19 protein-coding genes and 1 pseudogene are annotated in these 22,511 nt (G+C 31.9%); 8 read left to right on the top strand and 12 right to left on the bottom strand.

Features of this window, described 5'->3' with window-relative positions; genetic code table 11:
• Nucleotides 1–11 precede the first annotated feature (11 nt).
• Both addA and H1A07_RS04490 read right to left on the bottom strand, forming a co-directional pair.
• Complete coding sequence (gene addA, locus H1A07_RS04495) at nucleotides 12–3,626, bottom strand: helicase-exonuclease AddAB subunit AddA (protein WP_210145469.1); 3,615 nt, start codon at nucleotides 3,624–3,626, stop codon at nucleotides 12–14.
• Nucleotides 3,627–7,103 carry a PD-(D/E)XK nuclease family protein gene (locus H1A07_RS04490; protein ID WP_210145468.1) on the bottom strand — a complete coding sequence of 1,159 codons (3,477 nt, stop codon included), beginning with the start codon at nucleotides 7,101–7,103 and terminating at the stop codon, nucleotides 3,627–3,629.
• Nucleotides 7,104–7,189: 86 nt separating this feature from the next.
• Between H1A07_RS04490 and mvk the strand changes: the two genes are divergently transcribed.
• From mvk to fni, 4 genes are read left to right on the top strand one after another with little or no spacing between them, the layout of a single operon-like run.
• Nucleotides 7,190–8,107 (top strand): mevalonate kinase, encoded by a 918-nt coding sequence (gene mvk, locus H1A07_RS04485; protein WP_210145467.1) that lies wholly within the window; start codon nucleotides 7,190–7,192, stop codon nucleotides 8,105–8,107.
• Between the two features lie 11 nt (nucleotides 8,108–8,118).
• Nucleotides 8,119–9,084: a diphosphomevalonate decarboxylase gene (gene mvaD, locus H1A07_RS04480; RefSeq protein ID WP_210145466.1), complete on the top strand. Its 966-nt coding sequence runs from the start codon at nucleotides 8,119–8,121 to the stop codon at nucleotides 9,082–9,084.
• Nucleotides 9,085–9,118: 34 nt separating this feature from the next.
• Nucleotides 9,119–10,192, top strand: a complete 1,074-nt coding sequence (locus tag H1A07_RS04475; RefSeq protein ID WP_057719184.1) for a phosphomevalonate kinase — start codon at nucleotides 9,119–9,121, stop codon at nucleotides 10,190–10,192.
• Nucleotides 10,193–10,218: 26 nt separating this feature from the next.
• Nucleotides 10,219–11,244: a type 2 isopentenyl-diphosphate Delta-isomerase gene (fni, locus tag H1A07_RS04470; protein ID WP_210145465.1), complete on the top strand. Its 1,026-nt coding sequence runs from the start codon at nucleotides 10,219–10,221 to the stop codon at nucleotides 11,242–11,244.
• 133 nt (nucleotides 11,245–11,377) lie between these two features.
• Here fni and H1A07_RS04465 read toward each other — a convergent pair whose 3' ends face one another.
• A complete protein-coding gene (locus H1A07_RS04465; RefSeq protein WP_210145464.1) occupies nucleotides 11,378–12,961 on the bottom strand; it encodes an ATP-binding cassette domain-containing protein in 1,584 nt (527 codons plus the stop codon).
• Entirely contained in the window at nucleotides 12,958–14,541 is a 1,584-nt protein-coding gene (locus H1A07_RS04460; RefSeq protein WP_210145463.1) for an ATP-binding cassette domain-containing protein, read from the bottom strand. Before H1A07_RS04460 ends, H1A07_RS04465 begins: the two co-directional genes overlap by 4 nt.
• 382 nt (nucleotides 14,542–14,923) lie before the next feature.
• On the opposite strand from H1A07_RS04460, the pseudogene H1A07_RS10540 reads away from it, so the two are divergent.
• Nucleotides 14,924–15,297 (top strand): annotated as a pseudogene (locus H1A07_RS10540) (MFS transporter); the annotation flags it as partial.
• A gap of 326 nt (nucleotides 15,298–15,623) precedes the next feature.
• On the top strand, nucleotides 15,624–16,433 hold the full coding sequence (locus tag H1A07_RS04455) for an AAC(3) family N-acetyltransferase (protein WP_210145462.1): 810 nt from the start codon (nucleotides 15,624–15,626) through the stop codon (nucleotides 16,431–16,433).
• Nucleotides 16,434–16,486: 53 nt separating this feature from the next.
• On the opposite strand, the gene H1A07_RS04450 is transcribed toward H1A07_RS04455, so the two are convergent.
• The 7 genes from H1A07_RS04450 to H1A07_RS04420 all read right to left on the bottom strand — a co-directional run bounded on the left by H1A07_RS04450 (nucleotide 16,487) and on the right by H1A07_RS04420 (nucleotide 21,054).
• On the bottom strand, nucleotides 16,487–17,083 hold the full coding sequence (locus H1A07_RS04450; RefSeq protein ID WP_210145461.1) for a histidine phosphatase family protein: 597 nt from the start codon (nucleotides 17,081–17,083) through the stop codon (nucleotides 16,487–16,489).
• Nucleotides 17,083–17,532 (bottom strand): ASCH domain-containing protein, encoded by a 450-nt coding sequence (locus H1A07_RS04445; RefSeq protein ID WP_094502823.1) that lies wholly within the window; start codon nucleotides 17,530–17,532, stop codon nucleotides 17,083–17,085. Before H1A07_RS04445 ends, H1A07_RS04450 begins: the two co-directional genes overlap by 1 nt.
• Before the next feature lie 161 nt (nucleotides 17,533–17,693).
• A complete protein-coding gene (locus H1A07_RS04440; protein WP_210145460.1) occupies nucleotides 17,694–18,458 on the bottom strand; it encodes a nucleoside phosphorylase in 765 nt (254 codons plus the stop codon).
• 29 nt (nucleotides 18,459–18,487) lie between these two features.
• Nucleotides 18,488–19,249, bottom strand: a complete 762-nt coding sequence (locus H1A07_RS04435) for a nucleoside phosphorylase (RefSeq protein WP_210145459.1) — start codon at nucleotides 19,247–19,249, stop codon at nucleotides 18,488–18,490.
• A 19-nt stretch (nucleotides 19,250–19,268) separates the two neighbouring features.
• Complete coding sequence (locus tag H1A07_RS04430) at nucleotides 19,269–19,733, bottom strand: NUDIX hydrolase (RefSeq protein ID WP_210145458.1); 465 nt, start codon at nucleotides 19,731–19,733, stop codon at nucleotides 19,269–19,271.
• Between the two features lie 2 nt (nucleotides 19,734–19,735).
• Nucleotides 19,736–20,551, bottom strand: a complete 816-nt coding sequence (locus H1A07_RS04425) for a phosphotransferase (protein WP_210145457.1) — start codon at nucleotides 20,549–20,551, stop codon at nucleotides 19,736–19,738.
• 2 nt (nucleotides 20,552–20,553) lie between these two features.
• Entirely contained in the window at nucleotides 20,554–21,054 is a 501-nt protein-coding gene (locus H1A07_RS04420; protein ID WP_210145456.1) for a kinase, read from the bottom strand.
• Nucleotides 21,055–21,138: 84 nt separating this feature from the next.
• On the opposite strand from H1A07_RS04420, the gene H1A07_RS04415 reads away from it, so the two are divergent.
• On the top strand, nucleotides 21,139–21,408 hold the full coding sequence (locus tag H1A07_RS04415; protein ID WP_210145455.1) for a RelB: 270 nt from the start codon (nucleotides 21,139–21,141) through the stop codon (nucleotides 21,406–21,408).
• Between the two features lie 70 nt (nucleotides 21,409–21,478).
• Nucleotides 21,479–21,751 carry a type II toxin-antitoxin system YafQ family toxin gene (locus tag H1A07_RS04410; RefSeq protein WP_210145495.1) on the top strand — a complete coding sequence of 91 codons (273 nt, stop codon included), beginning with the start codon at nucleotides 21,479–21,481 and terminating at the stop codon, nucleotides 21,749–21,751.
• Nucleotides 21,752–21,797: 46 nt separating this feature from the next.
• Here the strand turns inward: H1A07_RS04410 and H1A07_RS04405 are convergent, their stop codons facing one another.
• Nucleotides 21,798–22,511 carry a coenzyme F420-0:L-glutamate ligase gene (locus tag H1A07_RS04405; protein ID WP_210145454.1) on the bottom strand — a complete coding sequence of 238 codons (714 nt, stop codon included), beginning with the start codon at nucleotides 22,509–22,511 and terminating at the stop codon, nucleotides 21,798–21,800.

Genomic DNA, 22,511 nt, shown 5'->3' with positions numbered 1-22,511 from the left:
CTATTCTGTCTCTAGTCTACTGGGACTACTTTCTTTGCGTCAAGCAAAATTAAATATTTTCCTATAACCTTTTTACTATCCGTCATTTCATTTAAGGCTTGTTCATATAAACGCAATTGACCAGTATATTTTTGCTTAATTTTTTTGATTGCTTGTTCTTCATGCTTTTTATCAACAAAGTCAGTCTTGTAATCAAACAAAATCAGTCCTTCATCTGTTTCAAAATATCCATCTACTGTCCCGTGGACTAAAATTTTTGCCGCAGGATCGGAGAAGTTATTAAATAATTCACTCGCATTAACTAAACTAGAAAACTGACTTTCTCGATGTAGGTTAGCTGGTTTTTTCCAAAAATCTTTAGCGAACTCACTCATTACAAACCAATTTAAAGCGTCTTTAGATAAATAAGGTACCATTAGTGGATTTAGCTTACCTAGTTCAACAAGCTTTTTGATCTCTTCTTCTAGATTTTTCTCGTTTTTACTGCCTTCATAATTATAATATTGTAAAACCAAGTGCATTGCGGTACCAATTTCTGCTCCAGTAAACTTCTGTTCTTCTAAAAAAGTAGGCGTTTCATCAATTGGTTGTAGATAGCGATTACTTGAGGAAATCAATCTTGAGTTTTCAAGTTCGGTGTCCATCGGATCATTGAAAACCTTTTTAATTTCAGAAACTGATTGATAAGCCGTCGTTTTTGTTGCATCCCCAAATGGATAATGAAAGTCATAAAGATCTTTAACTACCGTGTTTATTTTAGAACTTAACTCTTGAGTATCCTCATTATGGGCCCTTATCTCTTCTAACTTAAAATCAAGATTAAATTTCAAATAATATAATCTATCTTGTTCTTCTAATGCCAAAGTCATATCATCAATTTTTTGATCAAATTCATGCTTTTGTTCTAATTTTGGTCCTAAAAAGTCTAAAGGAGATTGAGCATTAATTTTTTTAACCAAAGGCAGAGTATTAGTGCGTTGATCAATTTCACTTAACCATTTCTTCTGTTTGCTTTCAAGATCATTAACACTTGCAACCAAAATTAATTTCTGCTGCGCTCTAGTTAAACCAACGTACAGAATTCTTGCTTCTTCTTCCAGCATTTGTTGTCGCTTCTCTACATCGACAACAGACTTAACCAAAGAATCAATGCGATAATCTTTTTCCTTTACTGTCAGGCCTAGCGAATCTTTACCGATAGTAAAATTACCACTTAAATCCCTAGTTTGATATTTATGGCCTAAACCCATAACAAAAACAACTGGAAATTCTAATCCTTTAGATGCATGTATTGTCATTAATTTTACAGCGTTATCTGCCTTATCACTTAAAAGTGGTTGAGCTAAGTCTTTCTGATTTTTTCTCATTCTTTCAATAAAGCTAATAAACTGATATAACCCTTTAAACCCTGCACTTTCATAAGAAGTTGCTCTTTCATACAAAGATTCCAGATTAACTCTACGTTGTTGCCCATTTGGCAATCCTGTAACGATCTCTAATAGATGTGTTTTTTCATAAATACTCCAAATTAATTCAGAAATTCTATGCGTTGCCGCAAAATTTCTTAAAGTTTCAAGCTGTTGTAAAAATCCTTTACATTTTTTACCAAGATCAGAATTAACTGAAGCAAAACTTGCTAACGCAGTATAGAAATTACCATTTCTGCTTTTAACTCGAATTTGGGCGAGTTCAGGTTCTTTAAAATTAAAAAGCGGTGATCTTAAAACTGCTACTAGAGGAATATCTTGTTGAGGATTATCAATTAATCTTAAATAATTCATAATCATGATTAACTCAAAAGTTTGAAAATAGTTTTGAGCATCAGTAACAAATAATGGTAAATCAGCTTTTGCAAACTCCTGCATTACTTGTAAGTTCTCGCTTCTAGTTCGTGTAATAATAGCAATGTCAGAGTACTCCAGAGGACGCTTAAGCTGAGTTCTTCGATCCCAAATTTGAAAATTTTCTTTCTTTAATTGTTTGATTCTAGCAATAACCATCTGAATTTCGCTAAAATCTATTTCATCCCCATATTTCTCCTCATAAGCAGATTGTGTACGCTTCTTATCACTAAAAATATACTCACTTGCTGTTGGTAAATCATCAGGATAATAATCAGCACCAAATTGCAATTGACCCTCTTTTTTATAATCTATTCCACCAAAATTCGTTGTTAAAATTGGATCAAATAGTACATTAACTGTCTCGGTTACTCTCTTTGTTGACCTGAAATTATCTGCTAAAACAATTCGTTCACTATTTTCATCTTGTCCGTAAGCATGGTATTTACTCAAAAATAGATCAGGACGTGCTTGTCTAAAACTATATATTGACTGCTTCACATCCCCAACCATAAATAAAGTGTTCTGTCCTTTTTTCTTGATAGCCCTAATGATATTTTCTTGCAGAGCATTCACATCCTGATATTCATCAATCAAAATCTCATTGAATTTTTCTTGATAATATTCTCGCGCAAGATGTGCATTAGAGGTATCAGTAGTTAGAATATTAAAAGCAAACTGTTCCATATCACTATAATCGATTAAATTCTGCTCTCTTTTTAATTGACTAAATTTTTTAATAAGTTTCTTCTCTACTCCTATAATCGTTTCAACTAGCTTTTCAGACTTCTTGAGAACTTTTATTTGCTCTTTTTCCTCTACTACAAAAAAACTAGCAAAAATCTTCTTTAATTGATCATTCAAATCTGATTTTAGATCTTGACTTTCTTGATAAACGGCAATACTATCTTCTGACCATTTTTTTGATTTTCGAACAGTTTTTTCAAATTTACAGTTCATCAGGCTAGCACGAATTTCATTATAAGAACAATCATCTTTTAAAGCTTTTAAAAATTCATCTAATCTATTAGCAAATATATCATAATTTTCTTTTACCTTACTTAAATCGGCTCCATCTATTTCTGGAAAAGTAAATAACTTTTTAACCTCATCTTTCAAATCACTGACTTCTTTGATCAGCAACGGTTTTATTTGTGTTTGCCATAATGAAGATTCAACTAACTTATCTTCTACATGGTAATAATTCGCTAAGTTATTAAGAAAATTCTCGTAGTTGGGTTCAGAAGTGGCAGTGTTATAAAGTTGCAACAATAAGTTTCTAGCACCTTCTGCGTCTCGATCGCCTGAAAAATTATCATAGAAGTCTTGAAAGTCCTGATTATCCTCTTCCAAATATTCACTTTCTAGCTCACGCAATGCACGCTCTTTTAAAAGTTCAGCTTGTGTTTCATCGGTCAAAACACTAAATTGTGGATCAAGATCAATAACATAATAAAAGCGTCTAATTATGTCTAAACAAAAAGAATCAATCGTTGAAATATTAGCGGTATCAATGTCTAATAATTGATTTCTTAAAAACTGATTGTCAGGTTCTATTTCAAGCTGATCACTTATTTTTTGTTTAATACGCTCCTTCATCTCACGAGCAGCAGCTTTTGTAAACGTAATGATTAAAAGCGATGAAACTGGCGTACCTGAAAGAATACGTCTCAAAACTCGTTCAACCAAAACTGTAGTTTTACCAGATCCAGCAGATGCAGAAACTAAGATATCTCTTCCATGATCATTAATGGCTTGATTTTGTTCTCTAGTAAAATTTGTCACCTATTCATCACCATCCAAATTTAGTTTTTCTTTAATTAAGTTCAATAAGGTCTTTTTATCAATTGCTTTAATTTTATGGTAATTATTTTCTTTTAACATGGCATCAAAAAAGAAGATATCTTTAAAGTCAGAATAAGTAAGGGATGTCTGTTGACCATAAGCGTAAGGATCAAGTTTAATCTTACCTGATAAAATCTCACTACCTGCATTTTTAATTAGGTAAGAATTATAAGCTAACAATAATTCAAGTTGATCAGGAGTAAAGCTTTGATTTCGTGGCCAACTAATATCACCGTTTGCTTTTCGCTTAACACTATTATATAGCTCAGAAGTTGCTCGATCCTTTTCCATTCCTGGTTCAATCAAATCAAGCATTTCTTCATCTGCGATTAAAATTCCGTTATACATTAATTTCTTAGTGCTTTCTTTGATTAAGTCCTTAATTTGATAGTTACTTAAGATCATTTTGTCGCTACTTAAACGATCTAAGCTACTAGTTATATTCTGGTAAAAGGCACCTAAAACGTCTAAATCTTTACCTTGAGCAAAAAACTTATTATTCTTTTTTAAAACTTCAAGATAAGAAATCATCTGCATTGAAATTCCATTTGCAAATAAACCTAAATCAAATTTCTTAGCAGAAGATTTATAATCAATTACCTCTCCTAAAACGCGGTTATTTACTTTAGCTAAATCAACACGATCCATCTTTCCACGAAGATCGACAACCTTCTTTTCATTATTATCATCTTTCCAGTCATAAGAGAGACCGTCTACTCTTTGATTTTTACCAAAACTTAACTCCGAATATTGCGGTCTAAAGGCTGTTTTATTTGCATTACTGTGCCAATAATACGCAACATTAGAAGTTGTTTGGTCAAGCTTATGGAACAGATATTTATTAAAAGGATCATTCAAAAGTTGCCGATATCTTCCCTTTTCTTTTAACTCCTCTCTTACCTCAATTAATAGTTCTGCTAGCTTTTCTTCGGTTAAATCAGCAAAATTTAAATCTTTTTCTTTTATCTTTTTAACCAGATAATCAAAAGTTTCATGATAATAATTTCCAGCTTGAATTACATCCAGCTCATTTTCAAAACGTTTCTTTAGATGCAAGCCATAATTCAAGAAATATTCAAAAGAATTTTGATAATAAGTTTCTAACTGAGAAACTGAAGTTTCAATTCTATTTCCATATAATTCTTGAGCTAACTCTGGAGATAAATCTTCAGGAACATTTTTAAAATTGCTGCCTTCAACTACATTTTGTGTCACTTTGCCTATTTTTTTCTCAGTCAAATCTAACAGAGAATCTACATTTACATCCTCTTTGCCCTTTAAATAGGTTAGATAACCTAGACTTGCCTCAGGATTAGTCATAAACGTTAGCACATCATCACTATTAGTTGGTAAATCATGCTGTGCAAATTCTTCCGCCTTCGTTAATCTTAAGAGCTGTCTATAAAAAATAGAAGGTTCCAATTGTTCGTTAGCTGTATTAATTACGGGATAGGAAATATAAATTTTATCGCTAGCTAAACTTAAAGCATTTCCAAATTGATAATTCTGATCTAAATTATTAATTTTCTGCTGATCTTCTAAATAACCACTAGCATTAATTCCATCGTTTAATTGTTCTAAGTTTTCTGAACTAAAGAAACCAGGTATTTTTTCAATTTGCGGTAAATTACTACTAGTTGCACCAATAATAAAGACTTGTTTATAATCTTGCCCTTGAACCATTCCTAATTCAGAAATATTAACTGCATCAAGCGTAGATGGAATTTGTGAGAAGTTTGCTTCGCTAAAACCACTAATTAGCAATTCAAAGAACTGATCTAATGAAAATTCTTTTGCTACTAATAGATAATCTTTCAATAAATCATTTAAAGTTGACCAAACTTGTTCTGGCTGCTGAGCAAGTTGCAAATCTCCAGCATCGTTTGCTTCTTTTCGCCAAGCTTCTAGTCTTTTAGCTACTCGATTTTTTATTAAAAAGTTCCAAAAGATTGTAACTGCTGTCTGAGGATCTTTTTCGTCTTCTAAATTTTTAAAGAAAGTACTTAAAATATCAACGAAATATTTTCTTAAGTGATCTAGTTCCTCTACTTCTTGTTCAGATTTATCTAAGGCAATTACATTGGCATCAACAAAGTTCTTTAGTGGTTTTGTCCAGAGAGTACCTTTAATTCCATGTGCTAAAACAAAATTTTCAAGTAAGTCAACATCATTTTGAAAGCGCGCAGAACTTTTATACCATTCAGGGATGAAAAGCTGCGTTTTCATTAAAGCAATTACATTATCAGTTTGAAATCCACGGTTAAAGATTTGCTGTAAATTTTCAACAGCAACCACTAAGGGATGATATTTCATCTCTTTTTGTAAGTCATTAAAGAATGGAATATTATTCTGACGTAAAATTGGTGTTAGATATGTTTCATATTCACTTAAGTTAGGTGCCAAAACTAAAAAATCCTGATAGCGATAATTATTTAAAGCTACTTGTTGATAGATTGTTCGAGCCACAAAATAAGCTTCTGCATAACGTGAATCTGCCTTAACTGGCTGTAAAAACTTACTTACTTGTTCATCAAAATTACCGGTTTTAGTCCAAATTTCGTTTAATAAAGAACTTGGACTAGATGAAGATAATGGGAATTCTTGACATTGATAATCTAATTCCTGATTTTGCCAAAAATGTTCTAATTGTTTAATTGTCCGTTGAACTACGTAATCATAATCTCCTGGTTCAGCATTTGTATTTATTTTTCCAATTTTTGTTTTAAAAGCTAAAGTAGTACTATTAGCCTTTTTTGAAATTAACCGCACTGAGGTTAATTCCTGTAGAGAAAAGTGTGAAAAGTCAGAAAAATAGAAATCCATCTTACTTAAATTATTACTTTTAGCTAAAAATTCGTTAAGTAATAACTGCATTTCATCTTTTGTAGCAAATTTTTCTGATAATCGTTCGATAAATTCATCATAAACAATTTGAAGATCATGAATTTTGTAACGCGTTTCTTCATTTAATTTTTCATTATCAATATTCTCTAGTTCAATATTTCCGGCTCTAACAGATAGAATAGCCTCATACATTTGTTTTAATGCACCAGATGTAATTTGTGTTTTATTCTGGAACAACTTTAATTCATCTTGATAGTCAGTAACAATTTGTTCTAAAAGCATTACACTAGCGGCATCATCAAGAATTTGAGGCAATCTAATTGCTTCATCTTTTAAGAAATACCAAGCTAATCGTGAAAATGAAAGAATATGCAATTTATTAACTGCTACTTGTTTTTTATTTGTTAAAACAGAGAGCTTGCTAAGTGCGCGTACTTCTGTGGTAAACTTAATATGGTTTGGCACGATAATAAATACATCGTGCGTTTTATCTTGGTAATATGACCTAACAGCTTGATCAATTATTTCATTTTGCAAGTTGTCTACTTGTCTACCAGTAATTACATTAATCATAAGTCTCGTGTCTCCTTAGCAAATATTTTAGCATATGGAGCAAAACAAAATAGACTAATGAAATTTATAATATAGGAAAGATAATTGTGAATAAAAAAACAGAAATTAAAGCACATGGAAAAGTAATTCTTATTGGCGAACATTCAGTAGTTTATGGATATAATGCATTGGCTCTTCCAATTCAAGCCTTAAATATTACCACTACTGTTGAACAAACTGATGGAGCTACTTGGATGGACACAAATCATTACCATGGTGCTTTTTTTGATGCTCCAAGTGAATATGATGGTATTAAATACATCGTTAAAACGCTACTTGAAAAAGTAGAAGATGCACCTAACGTTAAAATTACTTATACCGGTGAAATTCCTATGGAACGCGGATTAGGTTCTAGTGCTGTGGTAGCTTTAAGCACTACAAAAGCTCTATCACAATTTTTAGAATTAAATCTCACGCAAGATGAGGTTATGGAAATCACAAATCATGCAGAAATGATCAATCATGGTAAGGCTTCCGGACTGGATGCTGCTACAGTAAATTCCAACTATTTAGTTTTCTTCAATAAACAAGATGGACCGAAACAATTATCACAAAAATTAGGTGCTACTCTTCTAATTATGGATACCGGTGAACTTGGCAACACCAAAATTGCAGTTCAATCAGTAAAAAAGCAGATGGATGAAAGTGAATCTAAAAAGAAGCAAATTGCCCGTCTTGGTGAACTTGCTACTGCAACTCAAACAAATTGGCTTAAACAAAATGCTGAAGAAGTAGGAAAAATATTCGATGAAGCTCAAAGTATATTAGTCTCATTTAACCTTTCTACTGAAAGAATTGATAATATTTGTAAAATTGCTAATGAAAATGGCGCTTTAGGTGCTAAATTATCAGGTGGTGGTCTTGGCGGAATTGTTATTGCATTATGTCCTGACCAAAAAGCTGCCCAAGAAATTGCTAAAAAGGCTAGTGCTAATTTTGATAACTACTGGATTGAGGAAATTTAGAGGATTATTTAATGAAAAAAACTGCACGTGCGCACACAAACATTGCATTAATTAAATATTGGGGTAAAGCAAATTCTGCACTTAAAACGCCATTGATGTCTAGTCTATCAATGACTCTAAATGCTTTTTATACTGATACTACTTTTAACCACGATTCATCTCTTATTGAAGATACTTTTATTTTGAATGGCAAAAAGCAGACACCAGAAGCTAGTAAACGAGTTTTTAATTATATTCATTTACTGCAAGATCGCTTTGGTTTTAATGATCATTTTACAATTGAATCTACCAACCACGTCCCTACTTCTGCAGGTCTTGCCTCATCTGCTTCCGCCTTTTCAGCTCTAGCTACAAGCTTTGCAGCAAGTTATGATTTAGATCTTTCAAAAAAAGAACTTTCAAGATTAGCTCGACTCGGTTCTGGTTCAGCAACTAGATCAATTTATGGAGGCTTTGTTGAATGGCAAAAAGGAAATGATGATGCAAGTTCTTATGCTATTCCAATTGATGAACATCCTGATCTTGATCTTTCACTTTTAGCTCTTGAAGTTGATACTAAACAAAAGAAAATTTCTTCAACAGAAGGAATGAAATTAGCACAAACTTCCCCTTTCTATGAGCCTTGGATTAAAAGAAATAAGCAAGAAATTGCTGAAATTAAACAAGCTATTTCTGACAAAGACTTTACCAAAATTGGAGAACTAAGTGAGCTAAGCGCCAATGAAATGCATGCTTGCAATTTAACAGCAAAAGAACCCTTCACTTATTTTGAACCAGAAACAATTAAAGCTATTAAGCTAGTTGAAGATTTAAGAAAAAAAGGTATCGAATGTTATTACACAATTGATGCTGGTCCGAATGTCAAAATTCTCTGTACCTTAAGAAATAGAAAAGAAATCATTTCAGCTGTTCAGAAAACATTGTCTAATGTTAAAATAGTCGTTGCGAGTTTCGGCCCAGGCGTTACTCTGCTTTAGTAATTTGAAAATAAAAAGATTAGAGGAATATTCGTTGATTACAGAACAAGCACCAGGAAAGTTGTATATTGCGGGAGAATATGCAGTTCTTGAGCAAAACTGCCCTGCCATTTTAGTTGCAGTAAATGAATTTGTACGTGTTTCTATTGCAAAAAGCACAGGTTCGCGTGGCTTAATTCACTCTAAGCAATACTCTCAAGATTCTATTCACTGGATTCGTAAAGGCAATCAAATGGTTATTGATAATCGTGATAATCCATTTGAATATATTTTGTCAGCTATTAAATTTACTGAACGTTTTTGCTTAGAACAAAAAGTTCCGATGTCTTTATATGACTTACATGTTAATTCTGACCTTGATTCAGCAGATGGTAAAAAATATGGTCTTGGTTCTTCAGCAGCAGTTACTGTAGCTACTGTTAAAGCTATTCTTAATTTCTATGGTTTAAATTGTACTAAAGACCTTATTTTTAAACTTTCTGCAATCTCACACTATAGTGTTCAAGGAAACGGGTCTGCTGGCGATATTGCAGCAAGCGTTTATGGTGGTTGGTTAGCTTACCAGACTTTTGATAAAGCATGGCTTAAGCAAGAATTAGCTACTAAATCTCTTAGCGAGGTATTAAATGAGGCATGGCCTGGTCTTAAGATTCAATTATTAACACCACCTGAAGGCTTGAACTTAGTAATTGGTTGGAGTCAAAAACCCGCTTCTACTTCTCAATTAGTTGATAAAACTAACGCTAAGAAAAAGTTTATCAAAAATCAATATGATACCTTCTTAGAGGAATCGCGAGCATGCGTTCTTGACATGATCAGAGGATTTAATGAGAAGAATATTGCTTTAATTCAAAAGCAAATTCGTTTAAATCGTCAATTACTGAAAGAATTTGCTAGTCTCAATCATATTGCTATCGAAATTCCACGCCTAACAAAACTAATTAATATTGCTGAGCAATTCAATGGTGCAGCTAAAACTTCTGGCGCCGGAAATGGTGATTGTGGAATTGTAATTGCTGATGAACAAACAGACATTGAAGAAATGAAAAATAACTGGCGTAAAAATGGAATTATGCCTTTAAACTTTTTAGTGCACTCAATTGCCTAATAAATTTAAATACTAGGAAACAATCTATGTCACAACGATCTCAAAGAAAAGAAGAACATCTAGCATTAGCTAAGATGTTTTTTAATAGTAATAAAACCAATGATTTTAATCATATCCACCTTATTCGTCCTGCTCTTCCAGAAAGTGCAGTAAGCGAAAATAGTATTGTAACTGAAATGTTTGGCAAAAAATTTAGTGCTCCATTCTTTATTAATGCTATGACTGGAGGTTCAGATTCTTCTTATACAATCAATAAACGTTTAGCTCAAGCTGCTGCTAAAGAAAATATTCCGATGGCTCTAGGTTCTGCTAGCATCCTTGAAAAAGAAGTTGATCAAATAAAGAGTTTCAAAATTGCACGTCAAGAAAATCCAGATGGATTAATTTTTGCTAACGTAAATCCAACTACAAATCCTAAAACAGCTAAGGAAATTGTTGGTGCATTAGATGCCAATGCACTGCAAATTCACCTGAATAGCGTTCAAGAAGCTGTAATGCCTGAAGGAGATCGTGATTTTCACTGGCTTGATAATCTAAAAGCAATTCGTGAAGTAGTTGATGTTCCAATTATCATTAAAGAAGTTGGAATGGGTATTGATCCAGAATCTTTACGTACCCTTCTTATTAATGACTTTTCAATTATTGATTTAGGTGGAAGTGGCGGAACAAATTTTGCTCAGATTGAAAATGAGAGACGTAAAAATCAAAAACTAATGTTTTTAGAAGATATTGGACTCTCTACAGTAAAAACTCTCCTTGCGGCTCGAACTATTCCAGTTAATAAAACCATTATTGCAGCCGGTGGAATTACGAATGCTCTCGATGTTTTTAAATCTTTAGTTCTAGGTGCTAAATATGTTGGTATAGCAAATTACTTCTTGCAATTTGCTAGCCAAGATTCAGACTCATTAATTGTCGCTATTCAAAATCTAAAATATGAATTAAGTCTTCTAACTGCTCTTTTTGGTATAGATAATATTGCTGAGGTTGATGAAATTAAATATTATTTAGATACTGACCTATACAATTTTACTAAACAAATTTATAATTAGTGCTGTTTCTAGGATGGCTGCGTATGCAGCCATCCTTTTTTGGTTTATTTTAGTATTAATGTTAAAGTAACAATTACATTACTATATTTTTTGTAACAAAAAAGCTTTCGCAAAGTGCAAAAGCTTTTTTCGTTTATTCCTTAACTAAATGAATTTCTCGATCAAATAGTCCTCTCATTTTGGTATTAAAGTTATGAGCTATAAATACAATAGTTGCTTTACTCTTCAATAAGTTACGTAGGATATCCATTGTCGCCTTTTGATCAATTGCACTGGTTCCTTCGTCAATCAAAATAATGTCGCTATCATGAACTTTAGCACGAGCTAAAACAATCTTCTGTCTTTGACCTCCTGAAATATTTAACTTATCCAAATCAATTTTCTTCTTTAGACCTTCATCAAACTTTTCAAGATCCGAAGCTAAATTCACTTCTTCAACTGCCTTACCTACTCTACTATCTAGTTTTTCATTAAACATTGTGACGTTATCTAAAATTGAAGCTGGGAAAACTACCGGATCTTGAGGAAGATATCCTATCTTTCTTAAATCAGGAACAATTTCATTTCCATCTTTATCTTCAAATATTATTTCCCCTTTGCTTGGTTTTATGTCTCCAAGAATTAACTTAAACAATGTTGATTTTCCAGCACCCGAATCACCAGTTAATAGTATTTTTTCACCTTGATTAATTTGTAGATCAGGATAAGATAGACTCTCCCCATTTGAAAACTGCAGACCTAAACCTTTTGTTTTTATTGTTGCAGGAGTAGTAAAACCACTTTTACGCAAATTTTGTACAGGCTTTGTAGATTCATCTATTTCTGTAATTAAATTTTTAACTCCTTTCATCTGACCTCGAGCATTAGAAATCTGATTAATAGCTTGATTTAGATAAAATCTAAAATTACCAACAACCATAAGTGCACTGATCTCTAATAAACCATTCTTAACTAAAACACCTGACAATAAAAAGATAATTAAGCCAAAAATTGCGGAGGCAATCCCAGTAATTGCATTAAGTAATTTAGTATAAGTAGTCTGTTTAACATTTGCATCTTCAAGTTTTTTACTTGCTAACTGAGAAACTGAAAATAACTTTGCTCCAGCAGCAAATTGTCTTAATTGTTCTAACCCCTGAAGCCAATTATTCAAAGTATCTAGATAAACTTGATTGCTATCAGAAATAAGTTGATTTGCTTTTTGTAGTGGTTTCTCAATTAGTTTTGGAAGAATTAAAGTAATTGCCACAATTAAACAAATCGTAAGTAACAAAATCCAATTTAACATAATTAAATATATGATAATTGAAATGATCATGACACTACCATATAGTAAATTAAAAATAGCACCAATATAGTTTTCATTAACCATTTGTAAATCATTAGTTAGTCTATTTTGCATTTCAGGAACTTGATGTTTTTTGCCATCGTAAAAATAGTGCTTAACAATCTTATCTCTAACTGAATTATTTAAGTCTTGTGCTTGATAAGTAATCAAATATTGACTGATATTTATAAATACATAGCCTAAACCAAAAACTACTAAGCTTACTGCTGAGATAATCAAAAAATTACGTAAATTACGTGAAAGAAGAATTGCTGTTTCGACTTGAATTAGAGCTGTACTACTAATTACTGTAATAGGAGTTAAAATAGTAATAATTACAAAAAGCCAAAACTTAACTGGATTAGTTTTTATAAGTTCTTTTAAACTCATTTTCTTGGTACTCCTTTCTTTTCTAGTTTTATTTCATGATCAAATTTAGCCTTTAATTCTGGCGTGAAATTATGCGCAATCATTAAAACTGTTTGATCAGTCTTTAGTAATTCATCAATAATTTTTTCAGTAGCCTTTTGATCGATCGCACTCGTTACCTCATCCATTAAAACAAATGGCTGACGATGTATCTCGCTTCTAGCTAAAACTACTTTTTGTCTTTGTCCGCCTGATAAATTTTCATTCTTTAAATCAACAATTGTATTAACACCAGCTGGCATTTTGGCCAAATCAGTGCTCAGTTGAACTTTATTAACTACATTAAGTACTTGTTGTTCAAGCTTCTCAGTAAACATCGTAATATTGTCTTTAATTGAAACTGGAAAAACTATTGGATCTTGTGGCAAATAACCTACTGTAGCATTTTCAAGTGGTTGATTATTTTTATCTAAGTAAGTAACAATTCCATTTTGTGCCTTCAACTTTCCAAGCAAAACTTTAAATAATGTAGATTTACCAGTTCCTGAATCACCAGTCAGTAACACTTTTTCTCCAGCCTTAATTGTAAAGTCAGGATAAGAAATGGTTTCACCTTGGTCATATGAAGTCTTCAGATCTTTTACTGAAACACCATATGCGCTTGCTTTGACTGGCCGCTTTTCGTTGCGACGTAATTCAGAAATTTCTTGACGTAATTCTTTTGTTGACTTAATTTGTGTGATTGCACTAGTAATTTCCCAAATAGCTGAAAAAACTGTAAATCCAAATGATCCTGCAACCGCAAATTCACCAAAAGAAAGTGCACGATTTATAAACAAAATTCCAGCAAAGAAAACCAAACCAGCTTGTGCCAGAGCATTTGCCCAGCCATTTAAAAGATACGAAATCGTATTATACTTACAGCTTTCCTTACTTGCTTTAACATAATCATCACTCGCTTGACGAAGTTGTTTTCTTAATCGACCATAAGCACTAAAGCGTCTTAATTCTTGCAAGCCGCCAAGCCAATGCTCGATCGCATTGAGTAATTTCTCATTTTTAACGTTAACTTTCTTAGCAGCCTGTGCAGTTTTCTTTTCCATAATCTTAGGAATTAGAAAATTAATCCCTAACAATATTGCACTAACTAACACCAAACTCCAATTCATCTTAAGTAAAATTCCTATTGAAATAAACATTTCAAGAACTCCACTTAAAATAGACACCCAAGGAGTAGCAAAATCAGTTGTTAACATTTTTAAGTTTCCTGTTAACTGATTCTGCATTTCAGAAACCTTTTCATCATTACCAGTATTATAGTAATGCTGCATAATATCTTCTCTAATATGATGTAAATAGCTCTGTGTTTGTTTAGTAAAAGCAATTGTTGCAATTGGCAGTAAAATTGCTGCTCCTATTTCCATCCCTGCTTGAATAAAAGTCCAATAAATATACCCATTCAAATTTCCCTTAAGTATATTATTCAATGAATTTTTAAATAGATATTCTCCTAATGCACCTGCAATGGCATAAAGAATATATAAAGCAATGATTAAGATTGAACGTGGAATATTACTTTTTATTAATTCTTTAAATGTCATTATTTTCCCTCCTCCACTTTAGTTATTATTAATTTTACTAATACTTTTTTAATTTTCAATCATATTTTTTTAAGTGGTAATATTTTTTAACTAAGCGGTAATTTTAAGCTACTTTGTACTATGGTATACTAACTTTATCTAAAAAAATCGAGGTGAAAACTAGGTGTTTATTCTAAATAACTTAGGATTAAGCTTAAAACTGAATTATTTTCTTTCAGTTATTAAGCTGTATTTAATAAACATCCCCAAATTTGATGAAGGTTTGGGGGGATTATTAACTAAATAGCTAATTTTTCCCTGAACTTTCAAAATACAAAAAAATAAGTATTCAAAAGGAAATGGAAAATGTTTAAAAAACTTAACTAAGAAAAATGATTTTACGATTGTTAATTTACTTATTGGCCGAATTGGAACAAATATTGTAGATTCACTTTTTTACATGGCAATTCTTTGGTATTTCAAAAGTCATTTTCATTCACCAATGTTGCTCTCAATAATTTTCATTGCGGGATCAACAATTGATATGTTTTCATTTACTCTGGTCCGATAATTGATCGAGTAGATATTAAAAAATCACTTCAGATAATAACTATTATTCAAGTAGGACTTAGTCTGGCAATTGTTCCTTTATTAAACGATCAAAAATTACATACTTTTGCAATTTTTCTTTTAATTGTTGTCTACATTTTATCTACTATTGGCCCAACCTTAATCTATTCAGCTGAAGATAAAATATTACCTATTATTGTAAAAAAATAAAAATTAACTAAAGTTAGCAGTATTGTTAATTGCATGATTCCCGTGGGATCTTTTTTAGATGGGATTATCATCAAGGACTTTGGTGCACGACCATCTATTATTCTTGAAGGAATTGCTCAAGTAATAACGGCATTTTTCTATTTGGTTCTCTTTATAAAACAAAAAAATAAATCATAATTCTTCTCTAAACACTTAAATTGAATAATATATGGAGTTAAAAATGAGTAATAAGAAAAATAAAACAAATAATGCGGAAATTAAAACAAGAGTAGTTACATATTGTCCTAGTCAATAATTAATTAAATTTAAGAAAAGAGAAAATCATGACTCAAGATATAATTACTACTATTACAACAAAACATGACTTTAAAAATGCCTTGATTGCTGCTAATATTAGCTCAACTGACAAGGTTATCGTCCATACTGCTTTAAGTAAGTTTTACTATGTGCCTGGTGGCCCTGAAAGCTTAGTTCAGGCACTAAAAGAAGTAATAAATCAAGGCACAATTATGATGCCATCAGAAGTTAGTACTAACTGTGATCCTGCAGGTTGGGAATATCCTCCTGTTAGAAAAGATTTAATTCAAGTAGTTCGTGACAATATGCCTCCATATAACCCTGATACTTCTCCAAGTGAAGGTTTAGGCATTACGCCAGAATATTTTCGAAAATTACCCGATGTGGTTCGCAGTTCTCATCCCTATCTACCTATCGCTATTTGGGGTAAGGATAAAGATAAAATTGCTAAAAAACAGCCACTTGACTTACCTTATGGTATTAATAGTCCGTTAGATTATCTGTACCAAAATAATGGTAAAATCCTCTTTCTGGGAACTAATTATGAAACTTGTACAATGCTCCATTATGCTGAATCAATAATTGAAAGAAAAACAGAAACGTATACTGCAGCAACGGGAATAGACCAAGATGGTAAAACAATTTGGACAAGCTATCAAAATATTGATATGGATATATATGATGACTTTAATGATTTAGGTTTAGCTTTTGAAACACATAATTCTAGTGAATTTAGACAAGTCAATTTAAATAATGGCTTTATTAAAGCTATTAATGTAAAACCATTAGTAGATTTTGCTAAAACTTGGTTTAGACGAAAAGATAATAATTTATAGCAAAAAAGCAGGAGCCCTCCTGCTTTTTTCATATTATGTATTTACTATTGCTTTTAGCTGTTGTTATAGGGACAATAATTAGCAAAATTTATATAATACTTATCTCCTTCTATTGTCCATTCATGCACACAGGCATCCCCACTTCCAAATTTAATTTTAGAATCTATGGGAAGTTTTAATAATGCATGATATAGCTGCGTAATTGCTCCACCATGCGTAACAATTACGATTGTTTGATCATCAGAATTTTGGCTAAAAATTTCAGATAAAATAGATTCTATTCTCATTCTAAAATTTAATTTACTTTCTTGTCCATAACGTGAAGCATGAATTGGAAGCTCGACTTTCGGATACTTTTTATATGCTTCATCATATGGTAAACCCGCGCGAAGTCCATTATTAAATTCTTTTAGTTTATCTGTTTTTATTGCACTAAGACCAGTCAATTTTTCTAAATATTGTGCAGTTTGACACGCTCTTTTTAAGGAGCTTGTATAAATTTTATCTACATGATAATGTTTTGACACATATCTGCTCATTGCTTCAGCTTGTTTATGTCCACGTGGAGTTAAACTAAAGTCTGCCCATCCTTCACAAACTTTTAAAATATCTGCTTCACTTTCACCATGTCTGATAATTAAAAGCTTCATTATTCTACCTTCTCAAAAACTTCACACACCATTGGTGCTTGCGGATAAAATTCTTTCCCTATTTCCTTATATTCACGCGTAAAAAAATCATCATGAACTCTGCGCCAATATTCATAACTACGATCTCCTTCGCCTTCATGATAAGCATGTTCTTTCGAAATTAAATTATAAGGGATAATCTCTACACAGCACTCTCTAATTACGCAAACTGGCTGCTGGTTTCCATCTAAAATAATGCTCCATTCGCCTGCCTTAGGAACTGCTTCATCTTTACTATACAATTCATATGCTGAAGTAGTAGCCGTCTTAATGCCTTTATCTACCAAAGAAGCTAGTTCATTAGCATCTTTTTGTGTTGCTCCAAAAGCCCAAGCTTCAACAGGAGTTTCATAGTCTAAATTATGTTTTCGACAAAATTCATGCCAATATTGTTTTATTTGTTCACTCATTAAATCTACCAATAACCAATTAAATTTAGCTTTTGTATAGTATACATTATAATTTCCTGCTATATATCTAAATATTAACATGCAATTTGGAGATAACTCCAAATAATGACCAAAAAAAGTAAAAAGGTTTGGAGTTAACTCCAAACCTTTTTAACAAACTACTATTTGATCTTAGTCAGAACCTTAGATCCAATTTCTAAACCAAGGCTATGTGATTCACTGCCCCAATCACGTTCATCATAATTTTCCATATCAGCTAAGGTATCGGCGGTAAATAGGATTTGCGCAAAATCCACTTTTCTAAACTTCGCACATGCTGCCAACCCAGCGCATTCCATTTCAACAGTTGCTGCTCCTAGCCGACGAAATTGTGCTACTTTTTTAGGCGTTTCTCTAAAGAAACCATCAGTTGTCCAAGTAATGATCTCATCATATTTCAAACTTAATTCAGATAATACGCCTTCTACTTGATTCAAAAAATCACGATCTAAGTCAACAAACTGTCCTGGCTCCATGTAATGAAAAGATGTTCCTTCATCCCGGATCGCTCTTTTAACTAAAAGCATCTCATTTTCTGGTAAGTCATTCAAGGCACCGCAAGTACCAAACGTTAAAACTTTTTCTACACCATAAGTAATTAACCACTCAAGCAATTGTACAGCTGCTGGTGCTCCCAAGGGTGCCTGACATAAAGTGAAAAATTCATTGTCAATTTGAACTTCATAGATTTTTGGATTAAAAGAGCATGATTCAAATTCGCCTAAAGTGCGATGAAGATGTTGATCTAAAAACGTATTAATTTCTTTTTCTGGCACAAACGCGTAAAGCAATCTTGGATGAAAATGAAACGGTTCTTGATCGTGATTTGGTTCAAGAACAGCATGCGGATTTTTGTCAAAGTCTAAAATAAATGGTTGTTCGTTCATGGTTTCCTACTCCATCTTTAGTTGAAATATTATAAATTCACTAATACCTGAGATCCAATATTCAAGCCAGCGCTATATGAATCATGACCCCAGTTACGTTTATCATAGTTATCCATATCAGCCAAACTATCGGCAGTAAACAAAATTTGCGCAAAATTTATGTTTCTAAATTCTGCACAAGCAGCTAAAGCTGAGCACTCCATTTCGACAGTTTTTGCACCTAATTCTTTAGCTTGTAAAACTTGCTTGGGTGTTTCTCTAAAAAAGCCATCGGTTGTCCAAGTTATTCCTTCTTCATATTGAAGACCTAAATTTTCTATTTCATTTTCAACGCTTCGCACAAACTTTTCATTTAATGTAATCATTTTACTTGGTTTTTTGTAATAAAAGGATGTACCTTCTCCGCGAATCGCTCTTTGTGGAACAAATATCGTGTTTTCAGGCAGATCAGTCAGTGCCCCTGCATTTCCAACAGATAAAACTTGTTTAACTCCATAATTAATCAACCAATCCAAAAATTTAGTTGAAGCTGATGCTCCCACTGGGGCTTGACATAACGTAATTAGTTGATTATTGATTTCCACTTCATATACCTTAGGCCTAAACGAAACAGTTTTAAATTTGCCCAAAGTCTTATGAGAGTGTTTATCTAAAAAAGATTTAATTTCATCATCTGGAACAAATGCAAAAAGCAATTTTTCATGAAACTTATACTGTAAATTTTCGACTCCAGGTTCTATTACAGCTTGTTTATTTAAATCAATATCTAAAATAAATGGTTGTTCATTCATGTATACCCTCTCCCCCTCCTTAATCAATAAATGGATAGTCGCCATTAAAGTAATGATCAATAAAAAGCTGATGTTGCTTGTTAAAAATCTTGGGTAATTTATCTTTAGAAAAATATTTCAAGTCAAGAGTTTCAGAGCTGACTTTTTTTGATGTTTTTTCTACTAGTTCAACACTAAATTCAATAGTTACTGCCTGTGCTACATCTTGATTTGGATAATATTGGATAAAATTAGTTGAAAGGCCTAATAATGATTTAGTTCTTACTTTTAAGCCAGTTTCTTCTAAAAATTCTCGAATGCATGCTTCTTGGGCTGATTCTCCAAATTCTAAAGCACCACCAGGTAAGCCCCATGCATTAAAATCTGATCTTTTTTGAAGTAAGATTTCATTCTGATTATTAGTCAAAATTCCACCGGAAAAATTTAAAATAATTGGTTCATGACCAACTTTTTTGCGTAAAGTTTTAATGTAGTCTTGAGTCATTGCTAGTCCTCTATACTGGCGAGCATTCGCTCACCAACTTTTTTAAAAGCCAAATCTTCAATTTTCTCAGTATAATTAAATATTCCAATTGCTGTTGTGAAAATTAGATATTGTTTAGTCAAACTCAATAATTGATAGTCCAAGTTTTTAGTAGAATATCCTTTTAAAAATGAGTCAATTAAATCTGGATTCAATGAGAAATCTTGATAAAACAATTTGATAAAGTCTTGATATACGGGACCAAGACGTGCTTTTTCAAAATCAATTAAAGTCAACTTCCCACCGATATACTTATAATTTCTGATTCCTACATCCCCGTGTAAAACAAAACGTGAATTATTTTTCAGATCTTTTTGAATTTCATTTTTATGCGTCATAAATTTTTTTGCTACTTTATTTAACTGACTTCTATAGAAAGAATCTTGAAAAGTATCTATCTCTGACAGATAGTCATCAAATTGATTTCGTACAATCTTAATTTTAGGAAATGGTTTAATTTGCATATGAAACTTACCTAAAACTTGTCCCATTTTGAAAGCTAAATTTTGATCAATAATGGAGGAAATGTCTCTAGGTTCCACGTCTTTTAATACTAAAATATATTTATTATCAATTGAAAAAGTCGTTATCATTCGATCATTCATTTGTTTTGTAACTATTTCTTCTGTATAACATCCTTGCTCTTTAGTAAATTGTTTTACAAAAACCGATTCATGATACAAATTACTATACCCAATAAAAGTTTTATTAAGAGATTCATGATCGATTGACTTCAGATTACTTTGTAATTTTTGATTTAATTTTTCAATCAAAATCATTCTCAGTCTCCTGCTTGAATGTCATTCATTATAATTGAGATCTCATCAGCTAAATGTATCTGACTAGTAAAAGCATACTCTGGAATAAAGCTAATATAATCTTTTTCATTCCACCAGGAACGCATTTTTTCTTCACCAAAAGAATATTCATGCCGTGTTTGATGGCGTTTCATTGTTTCTTCAAATGGAATATCGAAATAATAAGCATAGATTTGATCGCCAAAAAGTTGTTGGGCTTTTTTGAATAAATCAGCATACCATTTTGCATTTAGGATTCCTTCTAAGATAGTGTAAGAGCAGTGATGATAACCATATTCAAGCAAATTTTCTAATAATGGCAAAGCAAATGTCTTTTCTCCGTCTTTAACATTCAGCATTTCTCTTCTAACTGTATCTTGCGGAATCAATAGTGTATTGTGTGGCAATCGATGGTGAATTTCTTTAGACAATGTAGTTTTGCCCCTGCCAGAGTTTCCACGAATTATAATTAGTTTTGATATCATTAGAATTTCCTTCACAATAATTAAATAATTTTGATATATTTAATAAATGTAATACAATGGTATTACAAATAAGGAGATGATTTTATGGATAATATGATAGTAAGAAACAGTAGTGCATCTACTCGCGTATCAAAATCTGTTAAAGATAAGGCCATAAAGAATTTAGCTAAACGAGGAATAACACTTTCAGAATTTCTAAGATTCGCAGTTGGAAAAGCTGCTGATGATGATATTGAGTTACTTAATTTTCTCGATACACCAGAAGCTTTACAAGGAAAATCTGAAGTAGAAAATGGCAATATTGAAAAAATAGGTTCTTTAGACGCTCTAGATAAATGGATGGATAACTTATGAAACAAGTAGAAGTCTATTTTTCTCCAACTTATAAAAAGAATTAGAAAAATTAAAAAAGAAAAACCATCCAATTAAATTAATTACCCAGTGTTTAAAAGCAATAATTGCTCAAGATAATAAAATTCTAAAGAAAATTAAGCACCATTCTCTGCAAGGAAATTGGAAGGGATTTAACGAATTTCATCCTGGACGTTTAAGTTCTAATAGTAATCTTAATTATGATCAATGGATTGTAATTTATACTTTTTCAAAAAACAAATTAATACTTACCTTAGTTTCTACAGGCAATCATGAGATTCTTACTAAACATAAGCCAAAGACACTATTAAATAATAAACTTTGAAGATCAATTTCAATTAGAAGTTGATCTTTTTATATATGATAAAAAATTAGTTCACTGCATCCCTAATTGTTGCAGTCTTGTCAAACATATAATCCATACCGTGAATTTTAACAATAGGCAGCCTTTTCCCTCTTTGCCTCATCAATAAGCCTGCAGAACCCGCTAACATATCACAGATAGTTTCAACATTAGTTTTATCTTCATACCGACTTTTTCTTAAGCCAGAAATACCATACACTCCAACTGCTACTTGAGTAGCACCTTTTTTATCAATTCTCCCATCACTATCGGTAATTATAATAGCTACTCTAACTTTTAATTGATCGAAAATATTATCACTAATTTTCTTTGCAATTTCATCACAATTTTTAGGCAAAATTATCGCAGTATCAGCATCTATCTTATCTACTCCTGCACCGGTTAAAAACAAACCATTCGGCAGCCATCCACCAATAAAGTTCTTAGATATCTGTAGTTTCTTACCATTCTTATCTTCGGTTTGATCAATTATAACCTGAATTAGTCTTGGATCTTTTCTGGGTATTTGCTGATGCAAACGTAAGGCTAATTGACTTGGATTAATAGATTTTAAATCAATAAACAGACCTGCAGATTTAGAAATCAACTTAGAAGCAATACATAAAACATCATTATTATGAAGAATAAAATTTTCATTTTTGATTGTTTTAATTATTTCTGTACCTAAATTGCAATTTTTCTCTATTTTAGGGAAATTATGCAATGCTTCAATTGTAATCAT

Source organism: Lactobacillus taiwanensis (assembly GCF_017894345.1).
Taxonomy (GTDB): Bacteria; Bacillota; Bacilli; order Lactobacillales; family Lactobacillaceae; genus Lactobacillus; species Lactobacillus taiwanensis.
The sequence above is the reverse complement of the archived record's forward strand: the minus strand, read 5'-3'. Positions and strand labels throughout refer to the sequence as shown.